Here is a 16,923-nt window from a genome sequence, read left to right on the forward strand (position 1 = left end):
TCCCCTCCTCCTAGCGTTGGTCCCGCGCCTTGCGCCGCGACTGGTCGAACCAGACCGCCGCCACCAGCACGACCGCGACCGCGATCGGCTGCCAGTACACGTTCACGCCCACGATCACGAACCCCTTGCGCAGCACGGCGGGCACGAACACGCCCAGCACCGTGCCGATCACCGAGCCGGCGCCGCCGAACAGGCTCGTGCCGCCGAGCACCACGGCCGCGATCGCGTTCAGGTTGTCCGTGTCGTGCCCGGTGATCGACGCGACGCGGAAGTACGCCAGCGCCATGAACCCGGCCAGCCCCGCCAACGTCCCGGCCAGCAGGTACACCCGGACCAGGTGGCGGGTGACCCGGATGCCCGCCCGGCGCGCGGCCTCGGCGTTGGAGCCGATCGCGTAGGTGTGCCGGCCGAACCGGGTCGTGCCCAGGACCAGCGCGCCCAGCGCGGTCACCACCGCCGCCAGGAGCACCAGGTCGGGCACGCCGAACCAGGTGCCCGTGCCCAGGCTGTCCGCCAGCACCTCCGGCACACCGCCCACGTTCGAGCCGTTCGACAGCAACTGCCCGGCACCGAGCGCGGCACCGAACGACCCCAGCGTCACGATCAGCGGCGGGATGCCCGCACGGGCCACGAGCACCCCGTTGAGCAGGCCCCACGCCGCGCCGCTGACCACCGCGACGAGCAGTCCCACGACCACGACGCCCCAGCCGGCGTCGGTGGCGTCGCCACCGGACAGCGCGTTCATGGTCATCGCGGCCGTCACGCCGGAGAACACCAGCACCGAGCCGACGGACAGGTCGATCCCGGCGGTGATCACCACGTACGTCATGCCCACCGACAGCACCAGCAGCACCGCGGTCTCGACGAGCGTGGTCTGGAGCGTGAACACGGTCAGCACGGCATCGGGCCGCAGCGCGCCGAACACCGCGATCAGCACCAACAGGACGAGCCCGATCCACAGCGTGTTCGCGCCCAGCAGTCGCCTCACGACTCCACCGCCCCGGTCATCGCGCCGACGAGTTCCTCCACGGTGGTGTCCGCGGCGGTGAACCGCGCCACCCGCTGCCCCAGCCTCAGCACCTCGACGCGGTCCGACACGGCCAGCACCTCGGGCATGTTGTGGCTGATCAGCACCACGGCGATGCCCCGGTCGCGGACCCGGCGGATCACGTCGAGCACGCGTTCGCGCTGCACCACGCCCAACGCCGCGGTCGGCTCGTCCATGAACACCAGGTCGTTGGCCCACACCACGGACCGCGCCACGGCCACGCTCTGCCGCTGCCCGCCGGACAGCGCCCCGATCGGCACGTCCAGGCTCGGCAGCGACACGCCCAGGTCCTCGAACGCCATCGCCGCCCGCCGCCGCATCTCCCGGTGGTCCAGCACGCCCAACGCGCCCAGGAACCCCGACCGGCGCAGTTCCCGGCCCAGGAACAGGTTCGCGGCCGGGTCCAGGTCCGGTGCGACGGCCAGGTCCTGGTAGACGGTCTCGACCCCGGCCGCGCGGGCGTCCAGGGGCGAGGCGAAGGTGACCGGCGAGCCGCGCAGCAGGATCGTGCCCGCGTCCGGCCGTTCGGTGCCGGACAGGCACTTGACCAGCGTCGACTTGCCCGCGCCGTTGTCGCCGATCAACGCCACGACCTCGCCCGCGTGCGCGGTGAACGACGCGCCGCGCAACGCCTCCACGCCGCCGTACCGCTTGACCAGCCCGTCGGCGGCCAACAGGGGTTCGCTCATCGCCTCAGCTCCTCACCGGTGGGCGGCACCGCACCGCGACCAGGTCGCCGGTGAGCACCGGGGCGTCCGCGCCGTGCGGCACGACGACCGTGCTCCCGCGCCGCAGTGCCACCGGCCCGAGCGACCCCGTGCCCTCCAGCACGATCAACACCGCGAACGACGGGTCGAGGTCGACGTGCCCGGACACGTGCAGCCGGTCGGCCCGGAAGTACGGGTCGGCCACCGCGTCGAACAGCGCGACCGACGTCCGCACCGACCCGCGCGTGGCGCGCACCAGGGGAGCGACGTCGCGGGCGGACCGGTCGAGGCCGCGCAACGCCGCGGCGTAGCCCAGGCCGAGGTGACCGGCGTCCGCGTCGGGCAGGAAACCGCGCCACTCCAACGTGATCGAGAAGTCCGTCGGCTGCTGGAGTTCCACGATGAACACCCCGGCGCCGATCGCGTGCGGCGTGCCCGCCGGGACGAACACCGTGTCGCCGGGGGAGACCGGGAACCGGTTGAGCGCGGCCAGCATCGCCGCCGAGTCCTGTTCGGACACCCACCGCTCGACCACGCCGGGCGGCACGTCCTCGCGGAAACCCAGGTACACCACGGGGTCCGGGCCTTCCGTGCCGATCACCACCCACGCCTCGGTCTTGCCGTGCCGGCAGTCCAGGTGGGCCGCGGCGAACGCGTCGGAGGGGTGGTGGTGCACGGGCAGCCGTTGCCCGGCGTCGAGCAGTTTGACCAGCAACGCCGTGTCGTCGCCGAACGCCGCGACGTGCCCGGGTCCCAGCCACGGCACCGGGTCGGCCGCGATCGCGTCGCGCAGCAGCCGCCCGTCCGGCAACCGCGACAGCCCGGCGTCCGCGTCGCCGAACCGGGACGTCGTCGAGGCGACCCAGTCCTCGGGACCCGCCGCGTCGGCGGTGCCCCGGAACCGCGCGATGGCCGCGCCGCCCCGGTAGAACTGCCGGGGCTGGTTGGCCCCCACCGCCACCGCGTCCATGCGGCGGCCTCCTCTCCGCGGCTTCAGGGAGATGTCTCGCCCGACCCCCGCGCCACGAGGCGGACGGGCAGGACGACGCGTTTCGGCGGTCCGGTGTCACCGTCCAGCCGGGCGTACAGCAGGTCGGCGGCGGCCCGGCCCAGCGCGCTCGCGTCGTGCGCGATCACGGTCACCGGTGGCGAGAGCAGGTCCGCCAGCTCGAAGTCGTCGAAGCCGACCAGCGCGGGTCTTCGGGTCCACCCGGCCAGCGCGCGCACCGCGTGCACGGTGATCCGGTTGTTGCCGGTCACCACGGCCGTGGCCCGGTCCGCCAGCGACCGCAGGGCCGCCGCGACCGACGCCGCGTCGTGCGGACCCATCACGACCAGGTCCTCGTGCGGTCCGATGCCCGCGCGCACACAGCCCTCGCGGTAGCCGCGCAGGCGTTCGGCCGCCGTGAAGATGTCCGGCGCGTCGCCCAGGAAGGCGATCTTCCGGTGCCCGTGCGCCACGAGGTGCGCGACGGCCGCCGCCGTGCCGCCCACGTTGTCCACGAGCACGGTGTCCGCGGCGATGTCGCCCGCCGGCCGGTCCAGGAACACCACGGGCGTGCCCGCGCGCATCTCCGGTACGAGGTAGGCGTGCTGCGACCCGGCGGGCACGATCAGCAGCCCGTCCACCCGGCGCGAGCAGAAGTCCAGCGCCAGCTCGCGTTCCCGGTTCGGGTCCTCGTCGGACGAGCCGGTGATCACCTGGCGCCCGCGCAGTCGCGAGGTCTCCTCGACCGCGCGCGTCACGCCGGAGTAGAACGGGTTCGCGACGTCCTCCAGCACCAGACCGACCGCGCCGGTCGACGAGCCGCGTCGCAGGTTGCGGGCGCTGAGGTTGCGCCGGAAACCCAGTTGGTCGATCGCGGCGAGGACGCGTTCGGCGGTGGCCGGGTGCACGCCCACCTCGTCGTTCACCACGCGGGACACGGTCTTGATGCTCACGCCCGCCAACCGGGCCACGTCGTTCATCGTGGCCCGCCGCACCGCGCCGTTCGGGGACAACGTTGTCATGGTCGACGAATCACACACCTCGCGCCAGGTCGTGTCAACGCTTCGGACCGGACGACCAGCTTGACGCGCTGCGCACACCCTCGGCAAGGGTTTGACTACCCGCAGTCGGAAAGCGAGGAGCGTGTGGCATGCGGGTGAAGGTGCTGTCGGCGATCTGGTCGCTGCTGTCGGCCCTGGTTATCGTGGTTCCCGTGGCGGAAACGGCGGACACCGTCGAGTCGGTGGACACGTTCATCGGCACGCAGGACGAGGGCAACACGTTCCCCGGTGCCTCGATGCCGTTCGGCATGACGCACTCCAGTCCGATCGGGTCGCACTACGCGGGCTGGCGCTACGACGACCCGGCGATCCGGGGCTTCGGCCACTTCTTCCTGTCCGGCGCGGGCTGCTACGAGCAGGGCGGCCTGGTGTCGATCCTGCCCACGACGGGTCTGCCGCGTTCGTTCGACCACCGCCGCTACGCGGTGCCGTACTCGCACGAGGACGAGGTCGGCAAACCCGGCTACTACCGGGTGCGGCTCGGCTCGGGCGTGCTCGTCGAGTCGACGGCCACCACGCGCACCGGCGTCGAGCGGTTCACGTTCCCGGCCGGCACGACGGCGCACGTGCTCGTCAACGTCGGCCAGGCCAACGACAAGGAACCGGTCTCCGGCAGCTCGGTCCGCGTGGTCGGCGACCGCACGCTCACCGGAACCGTGACCGCGCAGGCGTTCTGCGGTGGACGGCCGTACACGACGTACTTCACCACGACGTTCGACCGGCCGTTCGCCCGCACGGGCAACTGGGGTGGTGAGTCGGGCGGCGCGGGGCTGCGCGGCCAGTGGGTCTCGTTCGCCGACGGCGCACCCGTGACGGCGTACACCGCACTGTCGCATGTGGACGCCGAAGGCGCGGACCGCAACCTGGCGGAGTCGCGCGGCATGACGTTCGACGCGGTGCGCGCGGCGGCGCGGGCGGCCTGGCGGCGTGAACTGGACAGCATCTCGATCTCCACCGCCGACGCGACCGACCGCACGGTCTTCTACACGGCGCTGTACCACGTGCTGTTGCAACCGCTGACCGGCAACGACATCGACGGCCGCTATCGGGGATTCGACAACCGGATCCACCACGCCGACGGCTGGACCTACTACGAGTACTTCTCGCTGTGGGACACCTATAGGGCGCAAAACCAACTCTTGGCGTTGCTGCGCCCCGAGCGTGCACGGGACATCGGCCGGTCGCTGCTGGCGATCGAGGAGCAGGGCGGGTGGCTGCCGCGCTGGGCCTACGCCAACCAGGAGACCAACACGATGACCGGCGACCCGGTCACCCCGTTCCTGGTCGACCTGTGGCGGTTCGGCGCGCTCGAAGGACTGGAGGAGCGGGCGTACGCGGCGCTCTGGCGCAACGCCACGTCGGTGCCGCCCGCGTCGTCGCCGTTCGAGGGGCGCTCCGGGAACCCGTCCTACCTGAGCCGGGGATTCGTCCAGTACGACAAGGCGTTCCCGAAGAAGGGCCAGGACGTCGACCCGCACCACGGCGCGTCCGCCACGTTCGAGTACGCACTGGCCGATTGCGCGTTGTCGATCATGGCGGCCGGGCTCGGGCACCACGAGGACGCCGCGGTGTTGCGCGGACGCGGCCGGAACTACCGCGTGCTGTGGGACCCGTCGGTCACCGACCGGGGCTTCACCGGCTTCCCCCGGCCACGCCTGGCCGACGGCCGGTGGCTGGAGCCCTACACCGCGCAGGGGCCCGAGGGCTTCCACGAGGGCACGGCGTGGCAGTACCAGTGGCTGGTCCAGCACGACATCCCCGGCCTGGTCGACCTCCTCGGCGGCCAGGACCGCGCACTGGCCAGGCTGGACGACTTCTTCGCGTACGCCGACCTGGTCGCCGACCCCGCGCGGACGGTCCGCGAGAAGTGGGTCGTCGGCCCGTACGACTACTACGACCAGTTCCGCTACAACCCGAACAACGAGCCGGACCTGCACGCGCCGTGGATGTACACGCTGATCGGGCAGCCGTGGAAGACCTCGGCCGTGGTCCGGGCCGCGCAGACCCTGTTCGTGGCCGGACCGTCCGGCGTCACCGGCAACGACGATCTCGGCCAGATGTCCGCGTGGTACGTGTTCTCCGCGCTCGGCCTCTACCCGGTCGAACCCGGCACCGGGCGGTACGTGCTGCACGCGCCCAGGTTCGAGGAGATCGTCGTCGAAGGCGGACCGACGATCACCGCGCCCGGCGCCGACCCGCGCGTCCTCCAGTACGTCGAGGGCGTGCGCGACCGGGTCTGGGTCGACCACGCCGAACTCGTCGCGGGCGTCCGGCTCGACTTCACCCTCACCGACGACCCCGCGCGGGCCCGGTGGGGGACCTCGCCGGAGAGCCGCCCGTCGGCGCCGTGCGGCTGACCGCGAACGATTAGTGTCTGAGGCATGACTGGGGTGGGCGAGCCGGCCGCCGTCGTCTCCGAGGTCCGGAAAAACTACGGTGCGTTGACCGCTGTGGACGGTGTGTCGTTCACGGTGGACCAGGGCGAGTTCTTCGGCATCCTCGGACCGAACGGCGCCGGCAAGACGACGACGTTGGAGATCGTGGAGGGACTGCGCCGTCCCGACAGCGGCACGGTGACGCTCCTGGGGGAGAACCCGTGGCCGCGCAACCCGCGCCTGCTGCCGCGCATCGGCGTGCAGCTCCAGGCGTCGAGCTTCTTCGAGAAGCTGACCGCGCGGGAACAGCTCCACACGTTCGGCTCGCTCTACGGCGTGACCGCACGCGCCGTGGACGAGATGCTCGACCTCGTCGGGCTCACCGAAAAGGCCGACGTGCGCGAGGACAAGCTGTCCGGCGGCCAGCGGCAGCGGCTGTCCATCGCGTGCGCGCTCGTGCACGACCCCGACGTGGTGTTCCTGGACGAGCCGACCGCCGCGCTCGACCCGCAGGCCCGCCGCAACCTGTGGGACGTGCTGCGCGCGATCCAGGCCCGGGGCAAGACGATCGTCTACACGACCCACTACCTCGACGAGGCCGAGATCCTCTGCGACCGGGTCGCGATCATGGATGCCGGTCGGATCATCGCGCTGGACACGCCCGCGTCGCTGGTGCGCGGGCTGGACGCGCCGACGCACGTGGTCGTGCAGAAGGGCGCGCTGAGCGTCGAGGACGCGCGGGGCATCGCGGGCGTCGAGTCCGTGCAGGAGAAGGACGGCGCGCTGACCATCTCGACCCGACGGCCGGCGCCCGTGCTGTCCGCGCTCGCCGAACGCGGCACGCTCGACGGCCTCCAGGTGCGCACCGCCACGCTGGAGGACGTCTTCCTCCGGCTGACCGGGCGGGAGTACCGCGCGTGACGTCCTTCCGCAGCCTGTCGGTCGCCATCCTCAAGGGTCTGGTCCGCGACCGGACCGCGTTGTTCTTCACGTTCCTGTTCCCGCTGATGTTCCTGGTCGTCTTCGGACTGATCTTCTCCTCGGGCGGCGCGTCCAAGACGAAGATCGCGGTGGCCGGCGACGGGCCGGTCGTGACCGCGCTGGGCGACACCGGCGTGCTGGAGCTGCTGCGGACCGACGCGGCGTCCGCGCGTCGGCAGGTCGACGACGGCGACGTGCCCGCCGCCGTGCTCGTCGACGGCGACGACGTCCGCGTGTTCTACGCGGCCAGTGACCAGGTCAAGGGGCAGACGGTGGTCGGCGTGGTGGCGAGCGTGGTCGACCGGGCCAACGTCGCCGCGACCGGGCAGCCGCCCCGGTTCACCCTCGACGTCGCCTCGGTCGAGGACGCCTCGCTCAAGCCGATCCAGTACCTGACGCCGGGCATCCTGTCGTGGGCGGTGTCGATCTCGGGGGTGATCGGCGCGGCGCTGACCCTGGTGTCGTGGCGGCGCAAGCAGGTGCTGCGCCGGATCAGGCTCGCGCCGGTGAGCCCGTTCACGGTGCTGTCGTCGCGGCTGTTGATCAGCGTCGGCACGGCGTTGGCGCAGGGCGTGCTGTTCGTGGGCATCGCGTCCACCAAGCCGTTCGGCCTGGTGCTGTCCGGGCAGTGGTGGCTGGCCATCCCGTTGCTGATGCTCGGCTCGGTGGCGTTCTTCTCGATCGGCATGTTCGTCGGGTCGTTCAGCAAGACCGAGGAGGCGGCCAACGGCGTGGCCAACATCATCGTGATGCCGATGGCCTTCCTGTCCGGGTCGTTCTTCCCGCTGGACGACGCGCCGGGCTGGCTCAAGGCGGTCTCGGCCGTGTTCCCGCTGCGGCACATGAACGACGGGATGCTCGACGTCCTGGTGCGCGGCAAGGGGATCGAGGCCCTGCTCGTGCCCGCCTCGGTGCTGATCGGCTTCACGCTGGTGATGAGCTTCCTGGCCGTGCGCCTGTTCCGCTGGGAGGAATGACCCGGATGTCCGGTGAGCGCGGTCACCTCGCACAATGGGACGCATGCTGAACACGCCCGTCGGTCGGTTCCGTCTGCTCGCGTTCGCCGAGGCCGTCTCCTGGGCCGGCCTGCTGCTGGGGATGTTCTTCAAGTACGTGGTCGTCGGCAACGAGATCGGCGTGAAGGTCTTCGGGCCGATCCACGGCGCGATCTTCGTGGGCTACGTGCTCGTGACGCTGATGATGGCGCAGAAGTGGAGCAAGGGCGTGCTGTTCGTGGCGCTGCTCGCGAGCATCCCGCCGTTCGGCACGGTGCTGTTCGAGCGCTGGGCGCAGCGTCAGGGCAAGCTGGCCTGAGCCTTCGCGCGCTCGGCCGCCGGGTCGCCCTCGTGGTAGACGCGTTCGCTGGGCTCGATGTGGTCGAGGAAGTCCTGGTAGACCAGCGCGCCGAGCAGGTGTGACGCGTGCCGGCCGTGCCGGATCGCCTGGTGCGGATCGCTGTCCGGTCGGTGTGCGAGCCACGCGTCGGCCCACGTCCGTTCGATCAGCGGGTGGCTGGCCGGGTCGACGAAGCCGAGCAGGCGGCCGACGTCGAGCGCGGGGTTGCCCCAGTGCGCGTCGGCCCAGTCGAGCACCACGCCCGACGACCGCCAGTTGCCGGGGTGGAAGTCGCCGTGCAGCAGCGTGTCCGGCAACCCGAAGTCGGGGACGTCGATGCCCCGAACCCGAGACCTCGCCGGTCCGGCCAGGGCGTGCTGGACGGCGACCAGGCGCGGGACGACGTCGGCGATCACCTCGGGCGTGGGGTTCCAGCAGTCCTCGCCGGGCACGTCGGCGAGCAGGACGCGGCCGGGCTCGCTCGCGATCACCTCGGGGACCAGGGTCGGGTCGACCTCGCGCACCAGGGCGATGACCGCGGCCTCGTCGGCGACGAACCCGGGGAACGCCTTGGCCCACACCGGGCCGCGATCGGTGGGCAGGCGGTACACGCACGACAGGTGCCAGGTCTTGACCTGCACCGCCGGACCGGTCCGGGTCACGTGCCGGTCGGCCCACTCGACCAGGGACCTCGGGCCGCCCGGCCGGGCCCACGGCACCCGCAGCGGGTGGTCCGGGAAGTCGTGGTCGACGCTCCGGTCGAGCGGGACGCGGGGCATCGCCTCCGCTTCGACCTGGTAGACGACGAGGTCGCCGGACCGGCGGGCTTCGGTGGTGCGCTCCAGCCTCAACACGCTGACCGGGACGCCCAGGACCGCTTCCAGGTGCGCGACCACGTCCTCGGTGGCGTTGAGCCAGAAGCTCTCGACGTCGAAGTCCGGCGCCGCACCGACGAACTCCCCGCCCACCGTCACCAACGCCCGGATCCGTCGCACCACCCCACTGTCCCGGTGGGCACAACCGGATTACTCAGTCGGTGAAGTCCCCGGCCGTGCGGCGGACCCGCGACAGCAGTTCGGTGAGCTGGTCGGTCTGCCGGTCGGTCAGGCCGACCAGGCCGAAGTCGACCTCGATGACCGAGCCGGTGGCGGCCTCGCGCCGCTCGTGGCCCTCGTCGGTGATCTCCACCAGGGTGGTTCGCCGGTCGGTCGGGTGCGGCAGCCGGCGCACCAGGCCGTCGGCCTCCAGGCGGTCGACGATGTTGGTCACACTCGTGGGGTGGAGTTGGAGCCGTTCGCCCATCACGCGCATCGGCAGGTGGCCCGCCCGGGAGAACGTGAGCAACACCAACGCCTCGAAGCGGGCGAACGTGAGCCCGTGCGGTTTGAGGGCGGCGTCCACGGCGGACTGGATGATTTGCTGTACGCGCATGACGCTGGTGACCGCCGCCATGGCGGTGGAAGGTCCGATCCGCTTCTCCCACAACTCGGCGGCACGAGCGATGGGGTCGAACGGAAGCGGCTGGGACGTCATGCGCCGAAGCTACCAGTGGGTACCCGCCAAGGAGGCAGCCATGCTCGTCGCGTTCAGTGTCAGCCCGGTCGGTGGCGAGTCCGACAGCGTCGCCGCCGCGGTGGCCGAAGCGGTCCGGGTCGTGCGCGACTCGGGCCTGCCCAACGAGACCAACGCGATGTTCACGCTGGTCGAGGGCGAGTGGGACGAGGTGATGGACGTGGTCCGCCGGGCGACCGAGGCGGTGGCCGCCGTGTCGACCCGGGTGGGCCTGGTGCTCAAGGCCGACATCCGTCCGGGGTACACCGGTCAGCTGACCGCCAAGGTGGAGCGCGTCGAACGGCACCTTGCCGGCGAATAGTCGGACGTCCTACTAATTGAACATGACGCCCCGGGACCTGTGGCTGCGGTTCGAGACCTACCACGACGTCACCTACTTCACGCCGGAGTCGCGCGCGGTCACCGACGCGCTCGGCTGCAAGGGCGGCTGGATGGGCTACTTCGGCATGCGGGCGGCACCCCTGGGTGAAGCCGCGCCGCAGACCGTGACGGCCGCGTTCTTCTCCTTCCACCCCCGGAAGGTCGAGCGCGCCCTGCCCGACGCGTGGCACGTCGCACCGGCCCGACGCTTCCTCCAGGCCCGGCTGGAAGGCGTCGACGGTGCGTTGCGCCGCATGCTGGGGGACGTGACCGTACCGGCCGAGCTGGTGGAGATCGCCGTGGCCGCGGCCTCGGCGATCCCGCTCGCCGGGCGACCGCTGGGCGCCGCCAACCAGGCGCTGCCGTTGCCCGACGAGCCGCATCTGGCCCTGTGGCAGGCGTGCACGACGCTGCGCGAGCACCGGGGCGACGGTCACATCGCGGCCCTCGTCGCAGCCGACCTCGACCCGTGCCAGACCCTTGTCCTGTTCGGTGCCGACAAGGGTCTCGACCCGGCGTACCTGAAGATCGCGCGCGGCTGGTCCGACGACGAGTGGCGGGCCGCCGTCCGTGCGCTCACCCACCGTGGTCTGTACTCCGAAGGGGTGCTCACCCCGGCAGGTCACGCGCTGCGTGCCGACATCGAAGCGCGCACGGATGCCGCCGCGGCGCACCCGTGGTCGGCCGTCGGCGACGACGCCACCCGGCGATTCCTCGATCTGATGACACCGATCGCGCGTCGGTTGGGCGTCGCCAACGACGCGATGCGCGTCAACCCCATGGGAATCGACCCGGTCCGCGAACTGCCCGGCTGAGGTCCGTGCCAGGATGGAACAGTGACGAGGCCAGACCCACGCAAGACCGCCGCACTGTCCGCCGCGTTGTCCGGGGCGGTCGACCTCGGTGCGCTGAAGGCTCGTGCGGACGCCGCACGTCAGCGGGCTTCCGCGCCGCCGCCGACCCCCTCCGACGCCGCCCCGAGCCCGTGGGTGCTCGAGGTCACCGAGGCGACCTTCCAGTCCGTCGTGGAACGCTCGCTCGAGGTGCCCGTCGTGGTCGAGTTGACCGCGTCGTGGAGCCCGGAGGCCGGGCAGTTGTCGCCGGTGCTGGAGAAGGCCGCGCGTGCGGCCGGCGGCGCCTGGCTGCTCGCCCGGGTCGACGTGGACGAGAGCCCGCGCATCGGGCAGCTGTTCCAGGTGCAGTCCGTGCCCACGGTCATCGCCGTGGCGGCCGGCCAGCCGGTGGACGGGTTCGCCGGGCCGTTGCCGGAGAAGGACTTCGCGCAGTGGATCGCGCGCATCCTCGACGCGTTGCGGGACCGGTTGCCCGGCATCCGCGAGGCCGAGGCGTCGGGCGACGGTGGCGCCGAGGTGGTCGAGGAACCGGCCGATCCGCGCTTCCTGGCCGCGGAGGACGCGTTCGAGGTCGGGGACTACGCCGCGGCCGAGGCGGCTTACGAGGCGATCCTGTCCGCCGAACCGGGCAACGAGGACGCCAAGGCGGCGTTGGCCCAGGTGCGGTTCGCCGCCCGTGCCGAGGCGGTGTCCGCGGACGCGATCACGGTGGCCGACGCGGCGCCGGACGATCTCGACGCGCAGTTGGCCGCCGCGGATTTCGAGGTCGCCACGCAGGCGGTCGAGCAGGCGTTCAAGCGGTTGGTCGACACGGTGCGGCGGGTGTACGGGGAGGACCGGGACCGGGTGCGCGGGCACCTGATCGCGTTGTTCGACCTGTTCCCGGCGGACGACCCCCGGGTGGCTGCCGCTCGGCGGAACCTCGCTTCCGCGCTGTACTGACCGTTTCGGCCTTGTGCCGGGGTTCGGGTGTCGGTTTCGTTGTCGGTCGCTTCGGGGAAGCTCTACAAGCGGTCGCTCGCCGCTGGGCAGGCCGCCAAGGAGGGCTTGTCCCTCCCTGTATGGCCTGCCGCTTCCGTGGTGGCTTGCCCGAGATGCTGCCCGTGCCTTGCCGCGCGAGTTATGCGTTCAGACACCGCGAAATGTGCACTCGTGCACCCCTGTGCCTCGCGAGTCCTCCGCTCGGACACCCTGAAATACGCGCTCAGGCACCGTCGAACGGGTGGCGTGTGGGGTGCGTGTCCGTCCGGGTCAGCCGGAGTACTTGCGGGTGCAGAGGCCGGAGCCCTCGAAGAAGCCGTCGCGGAAAGCCTCCACGCGGGCGAACCCCGACGGGACCACGGTGCCGTTCACGTCCGCGGCGATCAGGCTCTTGTCGGCGAGCAGTTCGGCGACCGCCTCGTCCAGGTCGCCGGACGACAGCCGCAACTGCACGCCCTCCTTGGTGGTCGTACCCGCCCAGGCCCCGGTCAGGCACGCGGTGCGCAGGCCGGCCGCCGGGCCCTCCAGCGCGTAGCCCGTGGCCTTCTGGATCGACAGCGCGAAGCGCGACGCGATCTCGGCGAACGCGGCGAAGTCGCCGATCCCGCCCTTCTGCCCGCGTTTCGGGGGGGTGCCGATCTTGACCAGTTCCGGCATGTCCACGGAGATCTCGTTGGTCGCCGGGCAGTACGACGCGGGCGACGTGGGCTGCGCGTCCGGGCACGAGGACTCGCCGACCTTCAGCGCCGGCGGGGTGGCGCCGGACTGCTTGTACGCGTCCCGCAGCGAACTCTCCAGCAGGTCGAGGGACTTGCGGTCGTTCACCGGCAGGTTGCCCTTGCCGAAGCCGAGATCACGCTCGTTCGGGTCGAAGACCTCCTGCGTGATGCGCGAACGGATCTCGTCCGGGTCGATTTGGGCACAGCGCTTCGGGTCCCCGGCGAAGCCGAACTGGAACGCGGCCACGCGGTCGAACGCCGAGCCGTGCGCGCCCTGCTTCTCCGCCGACGTGCCGGCCGCGTCCCGGATGAAGAACATCGTCGACAGGATCTGGTTCAGGCCCGGACCGGTCGAGATGCGGAAGTGCGCGGACTTGCCCTCGGCCACCCAGCGGAAGAAGTTGCCCGCGTAGCAGTCCGCCTGCTGCTCCTTCACGATCGACGGCGTGGCCTGCGTGATGCCGCCCTTGTCGCCGAGCTTGTACTGCACGGCGTGACCCATCTCGTGCGCGAGCACGGTCACCACCGACATCGGCCCGAACATGTCGTCGAGCATGGGCAGCAGTTCACCGCGATCCCACGCGATGCTGTCGTCCAACGAGCAGTAGAACGCGTTCGCCACACCCTTGGTGTTGGTGCGGCAGATCTCCACGCCCGCGCCGTTCGAGTCGTACGACACCAGCCGCTTCACCGACTCGAACCGGGTGCCGAACTGCTTCGGGAACTGCTCCGACCAGTACTCCTCGACGTCGGCCAGCGCGTTCGTCGACAGCCGGTCCATCTCGCCGCCGTCGCCGTTCTCCACGCGCAGGTCGGCGTCGGGCACGCCCGGCTTCGGGCCGCTCTCCCCGGTGGTGATGTCCAGGCCCGCGACCTTCGACACGTCCGGCCGTTCCGTGCGCGCCACACCGGCGATCTGCTGCGTGCACGCGCTGAGCAACCCGAGCACCGCCACCGCGGCAACCACCCTGCGGACCATGCCCAAGCCCCGTCCCGTACCCCGCCCGAATCGTCGTGAACAGTAACCCGACTAGGACAGCCCGCAGGCCCCGATCCCCTCGAAGACACCGGACCGGAACACGTCGACCCGCTTGAACCCCGGTCCCACGGTCGCGCCGCCGACACCGTCGCGCGCCGCGTAGTCGTACGCCAGCAGCACCTGCACGGCCTCGTCCAGGTCGCCCGGCGACAACCCGAACCCACGCCCGCGCGTGAACACCTCGCGCGTGTACGCACCGGCCAGGCACAACGCCGACGTCGCCGCCTTCTCGCCCTTGGTCTCCACGCCGAGCACGGACATCGCGACCAGGCCGAACCGCCCGGCCAGCAGCACGCCCGTGGCGTAGTCGCCGATCTCGGCGTGCAGTTCGGGCAGCTCCTCGGCGGTGTCGATCTCGATCGTCCGCCCGGTCGGGCAGAACGCGATCGGACCCTGGTCACCGGAGCACTCGGGCTCCTGCTCGGTGGCCTTGGTCTGCGGCGTGGTCCACGTCTTGCCGCCGGCCTCCACCACGCTCTTGAAATACGCGTCGAGGTCGGGCGTGATCAGCCGCAGCATCTCCTGGAACGGTAGGTTCCCGCCGTTGTCGCGGTCCTCGACGCTGGTGAACGCCTTCTGCGTGAACGCCCGGTTCTCCACGGACATGTCCGCGCAGAACTTCGTGCCCCGCTGGTAGCCGTCCTGGAACGCCGACACCCGGTCGAACGCGTTGCCGTGCGCCGACCGGTCGCCCGCGGACGTGCCGACCGGGTCGCGGAACGTGATCAGCGCGCCCAGCGCCGAGTCGAGCGTGTCCGAACCGATATCCAGGTTCTCCGACTTGCCGTCGTTGACCCACTTCACGAACGACCCGGCGAAGCAGTCGGCCATCGCCTCGGTGAGGATCGTGGGGTAGCGGGCCGGGTCGCGGCGCTCGGCCTCGGGCGTGATGCCCATCCGGCGCTGCACGGCGTGGCCCATCTCGTGCGCGAGCACGATCACGACCGCCGCGTCGCCGAAGCGGTCCTGGAGCACGGGCAGCAGCGCCGCCCGGTCCCAGGCGATCGCGTCGGCGCTCGGGCAGTAGAAGGCGTTGCCCTCGACGTCGCTCGCCTTCTCGGTGCACGGCGGCGGCTTGGCCTGCTTGTCGGCGGTGTCCACGGAGTAGATGCCGCCGGACAGGGGCGTCCACTGCTTGCCGAACGTCTCCGGGAACGACTGCTTCCAGAACGTCTCCACGTCGGTGATCGCGGTGGCGGCCAGGCGGTCGATCGGGCCGCCGTCCGTGCCCTTGATGAACGACGGGTCGACGCTGCCCTTGGCCACCGACGCGCCGGCGACCGGCCGTCCGGGCACGACCTGCGTGCAACCGGCCACCCCGAGTGCCGCCACGACGAGCACCGTCGTCTTCACCAGCCGTGTCGCTGCCTGCCGCATGAGGCCATTGTGCAGGCAGCCGACCCCTGCCCGGTCGGCTTTGCCCGCACGGCTCCTGTCCGTGGCCGTATGCCTGCGGTGCGGAGTCGGTCAGGTGCGGATCGACGCCAGGATGCGATCGGCCAGTGCGTGGAAGTGGCCGTAGGCGTCGCGTGCGGCTTGGAAGTGACCGCCGAAGGCACCGTCGGCCGTGGTCAGCGAGAAGATCGGCTTGTGCGCTTCCTGGGCCAGCGGCATCAGGCTGTGGTAGTGCTTCAGCGTGCCCAGGCAGTCGGGGTCGTCGGACAGCGCGGGCACGGCCCCGTCCGCGCCCAGGACCGACGTGCGGAACTCGGCGGGGAGTCGAACTCGACCGGCGGGTTCCCGTTCTCCGACAGGCTTCGGTGGGTGACCGGAATGCCCGCGCCGAACCGTTGCACGTAGCCCAGCCCACGCATGATCTCGGCGAGCGTCGGGTTGCGGTAGTCGGTCAGCCCGCTGCCGAAGTTCCCGGTCGACACCATGCCGAACGGACCACCTGGGTTGACCACCTCGATCCGGTCCGCGTACCAGGTGATCCGGATCGGTGCGTTCGTGTGTTCGTAGCCGCGGTGCAGCACCGCGTTGCGGACGACCTGCTGGAGCGCGGTGATCGGGTAGTCGGGTACCCGCGCCTCGGTCGGGCCGGACGTGAAGTCGACCGTCGAGCTGATGTTGAGCGCGAGCAGCTCGTCGAGTTGGCGGAGCGTGTCCGGCAACGGACCGGAAAGTCGCTTCTCGTCGTTCAGCGGGTCCGCGAGCGTGGTGCCGTCGACGCGGAGGAACTGGACGTAGGCACCCGGCAACCACGCGGTCGGGTCGTTGCCGATCGCGAGAACGCCCGCCGCTGTCGGGATTTGGTCGGGAGAGACGAGGCGCAACGCGGCCAGCCGCTGACCGGTGGTCCGGCCGTTGGCGGCCGGCACGTCGGGCGGCACCAGGGAGGGGATCACGAGCCGTTCGAAGAGCGTGAGGTCGAGGTCGTCGAGTGTCGTGCCCGGCGTCGGCCGGCTGTCGAACGGCAGGTCGAGCGAGCGGCGGCGCTCGTTGAGCTGACGCTCGTCCTCGGCGTTGGCCACTCCCCGACGGGGGCCGACGCGAATCCACGCCTGGCCCTTGTACTTCACCGGCGGGGTGTTGCTCGGCAGCACGACGACCGCCGCGACAGGCTTGCCCGCAGCTCCGTCTTGCGCACCGAGATCGACGGAGGCGGAAGGATGTTGCCCTGATCACGGAACGAGGCCAGGTTCTGGAGCAGCTGATCGGTGAGGTCGAGACCGGACGGTGTCCCGTCGTCGCGCACCCCGACGAACAGCACGCCGGGCAGCCGGTGCCCGGGAAGGTCGTTGGCGAACGCGCAGATCGCCTGCGCGATCTTGTCGGTGTTCCCGGCCGACTCCTTGCGTTCGATCCTGTCCGACTCCAGATCGCCGAGCAGTACATCGAGGTCATCGTCCGACAAAGCCACGCGTCGGATACCAGTGGGAGCCGTCCGGCCGCACCCTTTC

General features: G+C 71.3%; 17 protein-coding genes and 1 pseudogene. 7 read left to right on the forward strand and 11 right to left on the reverse strand.

What is annotated here, in order from left to right:
* Positions 1 to 10: 10 nt before the first annotated feature.
* From F4559_RS04960 to F4559_RS04975, 4 genes are read right to left on the reverse strand one after another with little or no spacing between them, the layout of a single operon-like run.
* Complete coding sequence (locus F4559_RS04960) at positions 11 to 988, reverse strand: ABC transporter permease (RefSeq protein ID WP_184666395.1); 978 nt, start codon at positions 986 to 988, stop codon at positions 11 to 13.
* A complete protein-coding gene (locus tag F4559_RS04965) occupies positions 985 to 1,737 on the reverse strand; it encodes an ATP-binding cassette domain-containing protein (RefSeq protein WP_184666396.1) in 753 nt (250 codons plus the stop codon). Before F4559_RS04965 ends, F4559_RS04960 begins: the two co-directional genes overlap by 4 nt.
* Before the next feature lie 4 nt (positions 1,738 to 1,741).
* Positions 1,742 to 2,725 (reverse strand): class I mannose-6-phosphate isomerase, encoded by a 984-nt coding sequence (locus F4559_RS04970; protein WP_184666397.1) that lies wholly within the window; start codon positions 2,723 to 2,725, stop codon positions 1,742 to 1,744.
* 23 nt (positions 2,726 to 2,748) lie between these two features.
* Positions 2,749 to 3,723, reverse strand: a complete 975-nt coding sequence (locus F4559_RS04975; protein ID WP_184675469.1) for a LacI family DNA-binding transcriptional regulator — start codon at positions 3,721 to 3,723, stop codon at positions 2,749 to 2,751.
* Positions 3,724 to 3,893: 170 nt separating this feature from the next.
* On the opposite strand from F4559_RS04975, the gene F4559_RS04980 reads away from it, so the two are divergent.
* From F4559_RS04980 to F4559_RS04995, 4 genes are read left to right on the forward strand one after another with little or no spacing between them, the layout of a single operon-like run.
* Positions 3,894 to 6,161, forward strand: a complete 2,268-nt coding sequence (locus F4559_RS04980; RefSeq protein ID WP_184666398.1) for a GH92 family glycosyl hydrolase — start codon at positions 3,894 to 3,896, stop codon at positions 6,159 to 6,161.
* Between the two features lie 24 nt (positions 6,162 to 6,185).
* Positions 6,186 to 7,100, forward strand: a complete 915-nt coding sequence (locus tag F4559_RS04985; RefSeq protein ID WP_184666399.1) for an ABC transporter ATP-binding protein — start codon at positions 6,186 to 6,188, stop codon at positions 7,098 to 7,100.
* Positions 7,097 to 8,137 carry an ABC transporter permease gene (locus F4559_RS04990; protein ID WP_184666400.1) on the forward strand — a complete coding sequence of 347 codons (1,041 nt, stop codon included), beginning with the start codon at positions 7,097 to 7,099 and terminating at the stop codon, positions 8,135 to 8,137. Before F4559_RS04985 ends, F4559_RS04990 begins: the two co-directional genes overlap by 4 nt.
* A 43-nt stretch (positions 8,138 to 8,180) precedes the next feature.
* Positions 8,181 to 8,474 carry a DUF3817 domain-containing protein gene (locus F4559_RS04995; RefSeq protein WP_184666401.1) on the forward strand — a complete coding sequence of 98 codons (294 nt, stop codon included), beginning with the start codon at positions 8,181 to 8,183 and terminating at the stop codon, positions 8,472 to 8,474.
* Here F4559_RS04995 and F4559_RS05000 read toward each other — a convergent pair.
* Both F4559_RS05000 and F4559_RS05005 read right to left on the reverse strand, forming a co-directional pair.
* On the reverse strand, positions 8,456 to 9,490 hold the full coding sequence (locus F4559_RS05000; RefSeq protein WP_184666402.1) for a phosphotransferase: 1,035 nt from the start codon (positions 9,488 to 9,490) through the stop codon (positions 8,456 to 8,458). The two genes, F4559_RS04995 and F4559_RS05000, sit on opposite strands and share 19 nt — an antisense overlap.
* A gap of 34 nt (positions 9,491 to 9,524) precedes the next feature.
* Entirely contained in the window at positions 9,525 to 10,028 is a 504-nt protein-coding gene (locus F4559_RS05005; RefSeq protein ID WP_184666403.1) for a MarR family winged helix-turn-helix transcriptional regulator, read from the reverse strand.
* A gap of 40 nt (positions 10,029 to 10,068) precedes the next feature.
* Here F4559_RS05005 and F4559_RS05010 point away from each other — a divergent pair, with 40 nt between their 5' ends.
* From F4559_RS05010 to F4559_RS05020, 3 genes are read left to right on the forward strand one after another with little or no spacing between them, the layout of a single operon-like run.
* Entirely contained in the window at positions 10,069 to 10,368 is a 300-nt protein-coding gene (locus tag F4559_RS05010; protein ID WP_184666404.1) for an MTH1187 family thiamine-binding protein, read from the forward strand.
* A gap of 22 nt (positions 10,369 to 10,390) precedes the next feature.
* On the forward strand, positions 10,391 to 11,242 hold the full coding sequence (locus tag F4559_RS05015) for an SCO6745 family protein (protein WP_184666405.1): 852 nt from the start codon (positions 10,391 to 10,393) through the stop codon (positions 11,240 to 11,242).
* A gap of 21 nt (positions 11,243 to 11,263) precedes the next feature.
* A complete protein-coding gene (locus tag F4559_RS05020; protein WP_184666406.1) occupies positions 11,264 to 12,223 on the forward strand; it encodes a tetratricopeptide repeat protein in 960 nt (319 codons plus the stop codon).
* Between the two features lie 309 nt (positions 12,224 to 12,532).
* On the opposite strand, the gene F4559_RS05025 is transcribed toward F4559_RS05020, so the two are convergent.
* The 5 genes and pseudogenes from F4559_RS05025 to F4559_RS34295 all read right to left on the reverse strand — a co-directional run bounded on the left by F4559_RS05025 (position 12,533) and on the right by F4559_RS34295 (position 16,883).
* Positions 12,533 to 13,960 (reverse strand): neutral zinc metallopeptidase, encoded by a 1,428-nt coding sequence (locus tag F4559_RS05025; protein ID WP_184666407.1) that lies wholly within the window; start codon positions 13,958 to 13,960, stop codon positions 12,533 to 12,535.
* A gap of 51 nt (positions 13,961 to 14,011) precedes the next feature.
* Positions 14,012 to 15,436, reverse strand: a pseudogene (locus F4559_RS05030) (neutral zinc metallopeptidase); the annotation flags it as partial.
* Positions 15,437 to 15,487: 51 nt separating this feature from the next.
* Positions 15,488 to 15,694, reverse strand: coding sequence for a hypothetical protein (locus F4559_RS05035; protein ID WP_184666408.1), 207 nt, complete (start codon positions 15,692 to 15,694; stop codon positions 15,488 to 15,490).
* The gene (locus tag F4559_RS05040) at positions 15,652 to 16,566 is read right to left on the reverse strand and encodes an ATP-binding protein (protein WP_221447144.1); all 915 of its coding nucleotides are present in this window, start codon (positions 16,564 to 16,566) and stop codon (positions 15,652 to 15,654) included. The genes F4559_RS05035 and F4559_RS05040 overlap by 43 nt, the downstream gene beginning before the upstream one ends.
* On the reverse strand, positions 16,539 to 16,883 hold the full coding sequence (locus tag F4559_RS34295; RefSeq protein ID WP_221447145.1) for an AlbA family DNA-binding domain-containing protein: 345 nt from the start codon (positions 16,881 to 16,883) through the stop codon (positions 16,539 to 16,541). The genes F4559_RS05040 and F4559_RS34295 overlap by 28 nt, the downstream gene beginning before the upstream one ends.
* Positions 16,884 to 16,923 lie beyond the last annotated feature (40 nt).

Source organism: Saccharothrix violaceirubra (genome assembly GCF_014203755.1).
GTDB classification, from domain to species: domain Bacteria; phylum Actinomycetota; class Actinomycetes; order Mycobacteriales; family Pseudonocardiaceae; genus Actinosynnema; species Actinosynnema violaceirubrum.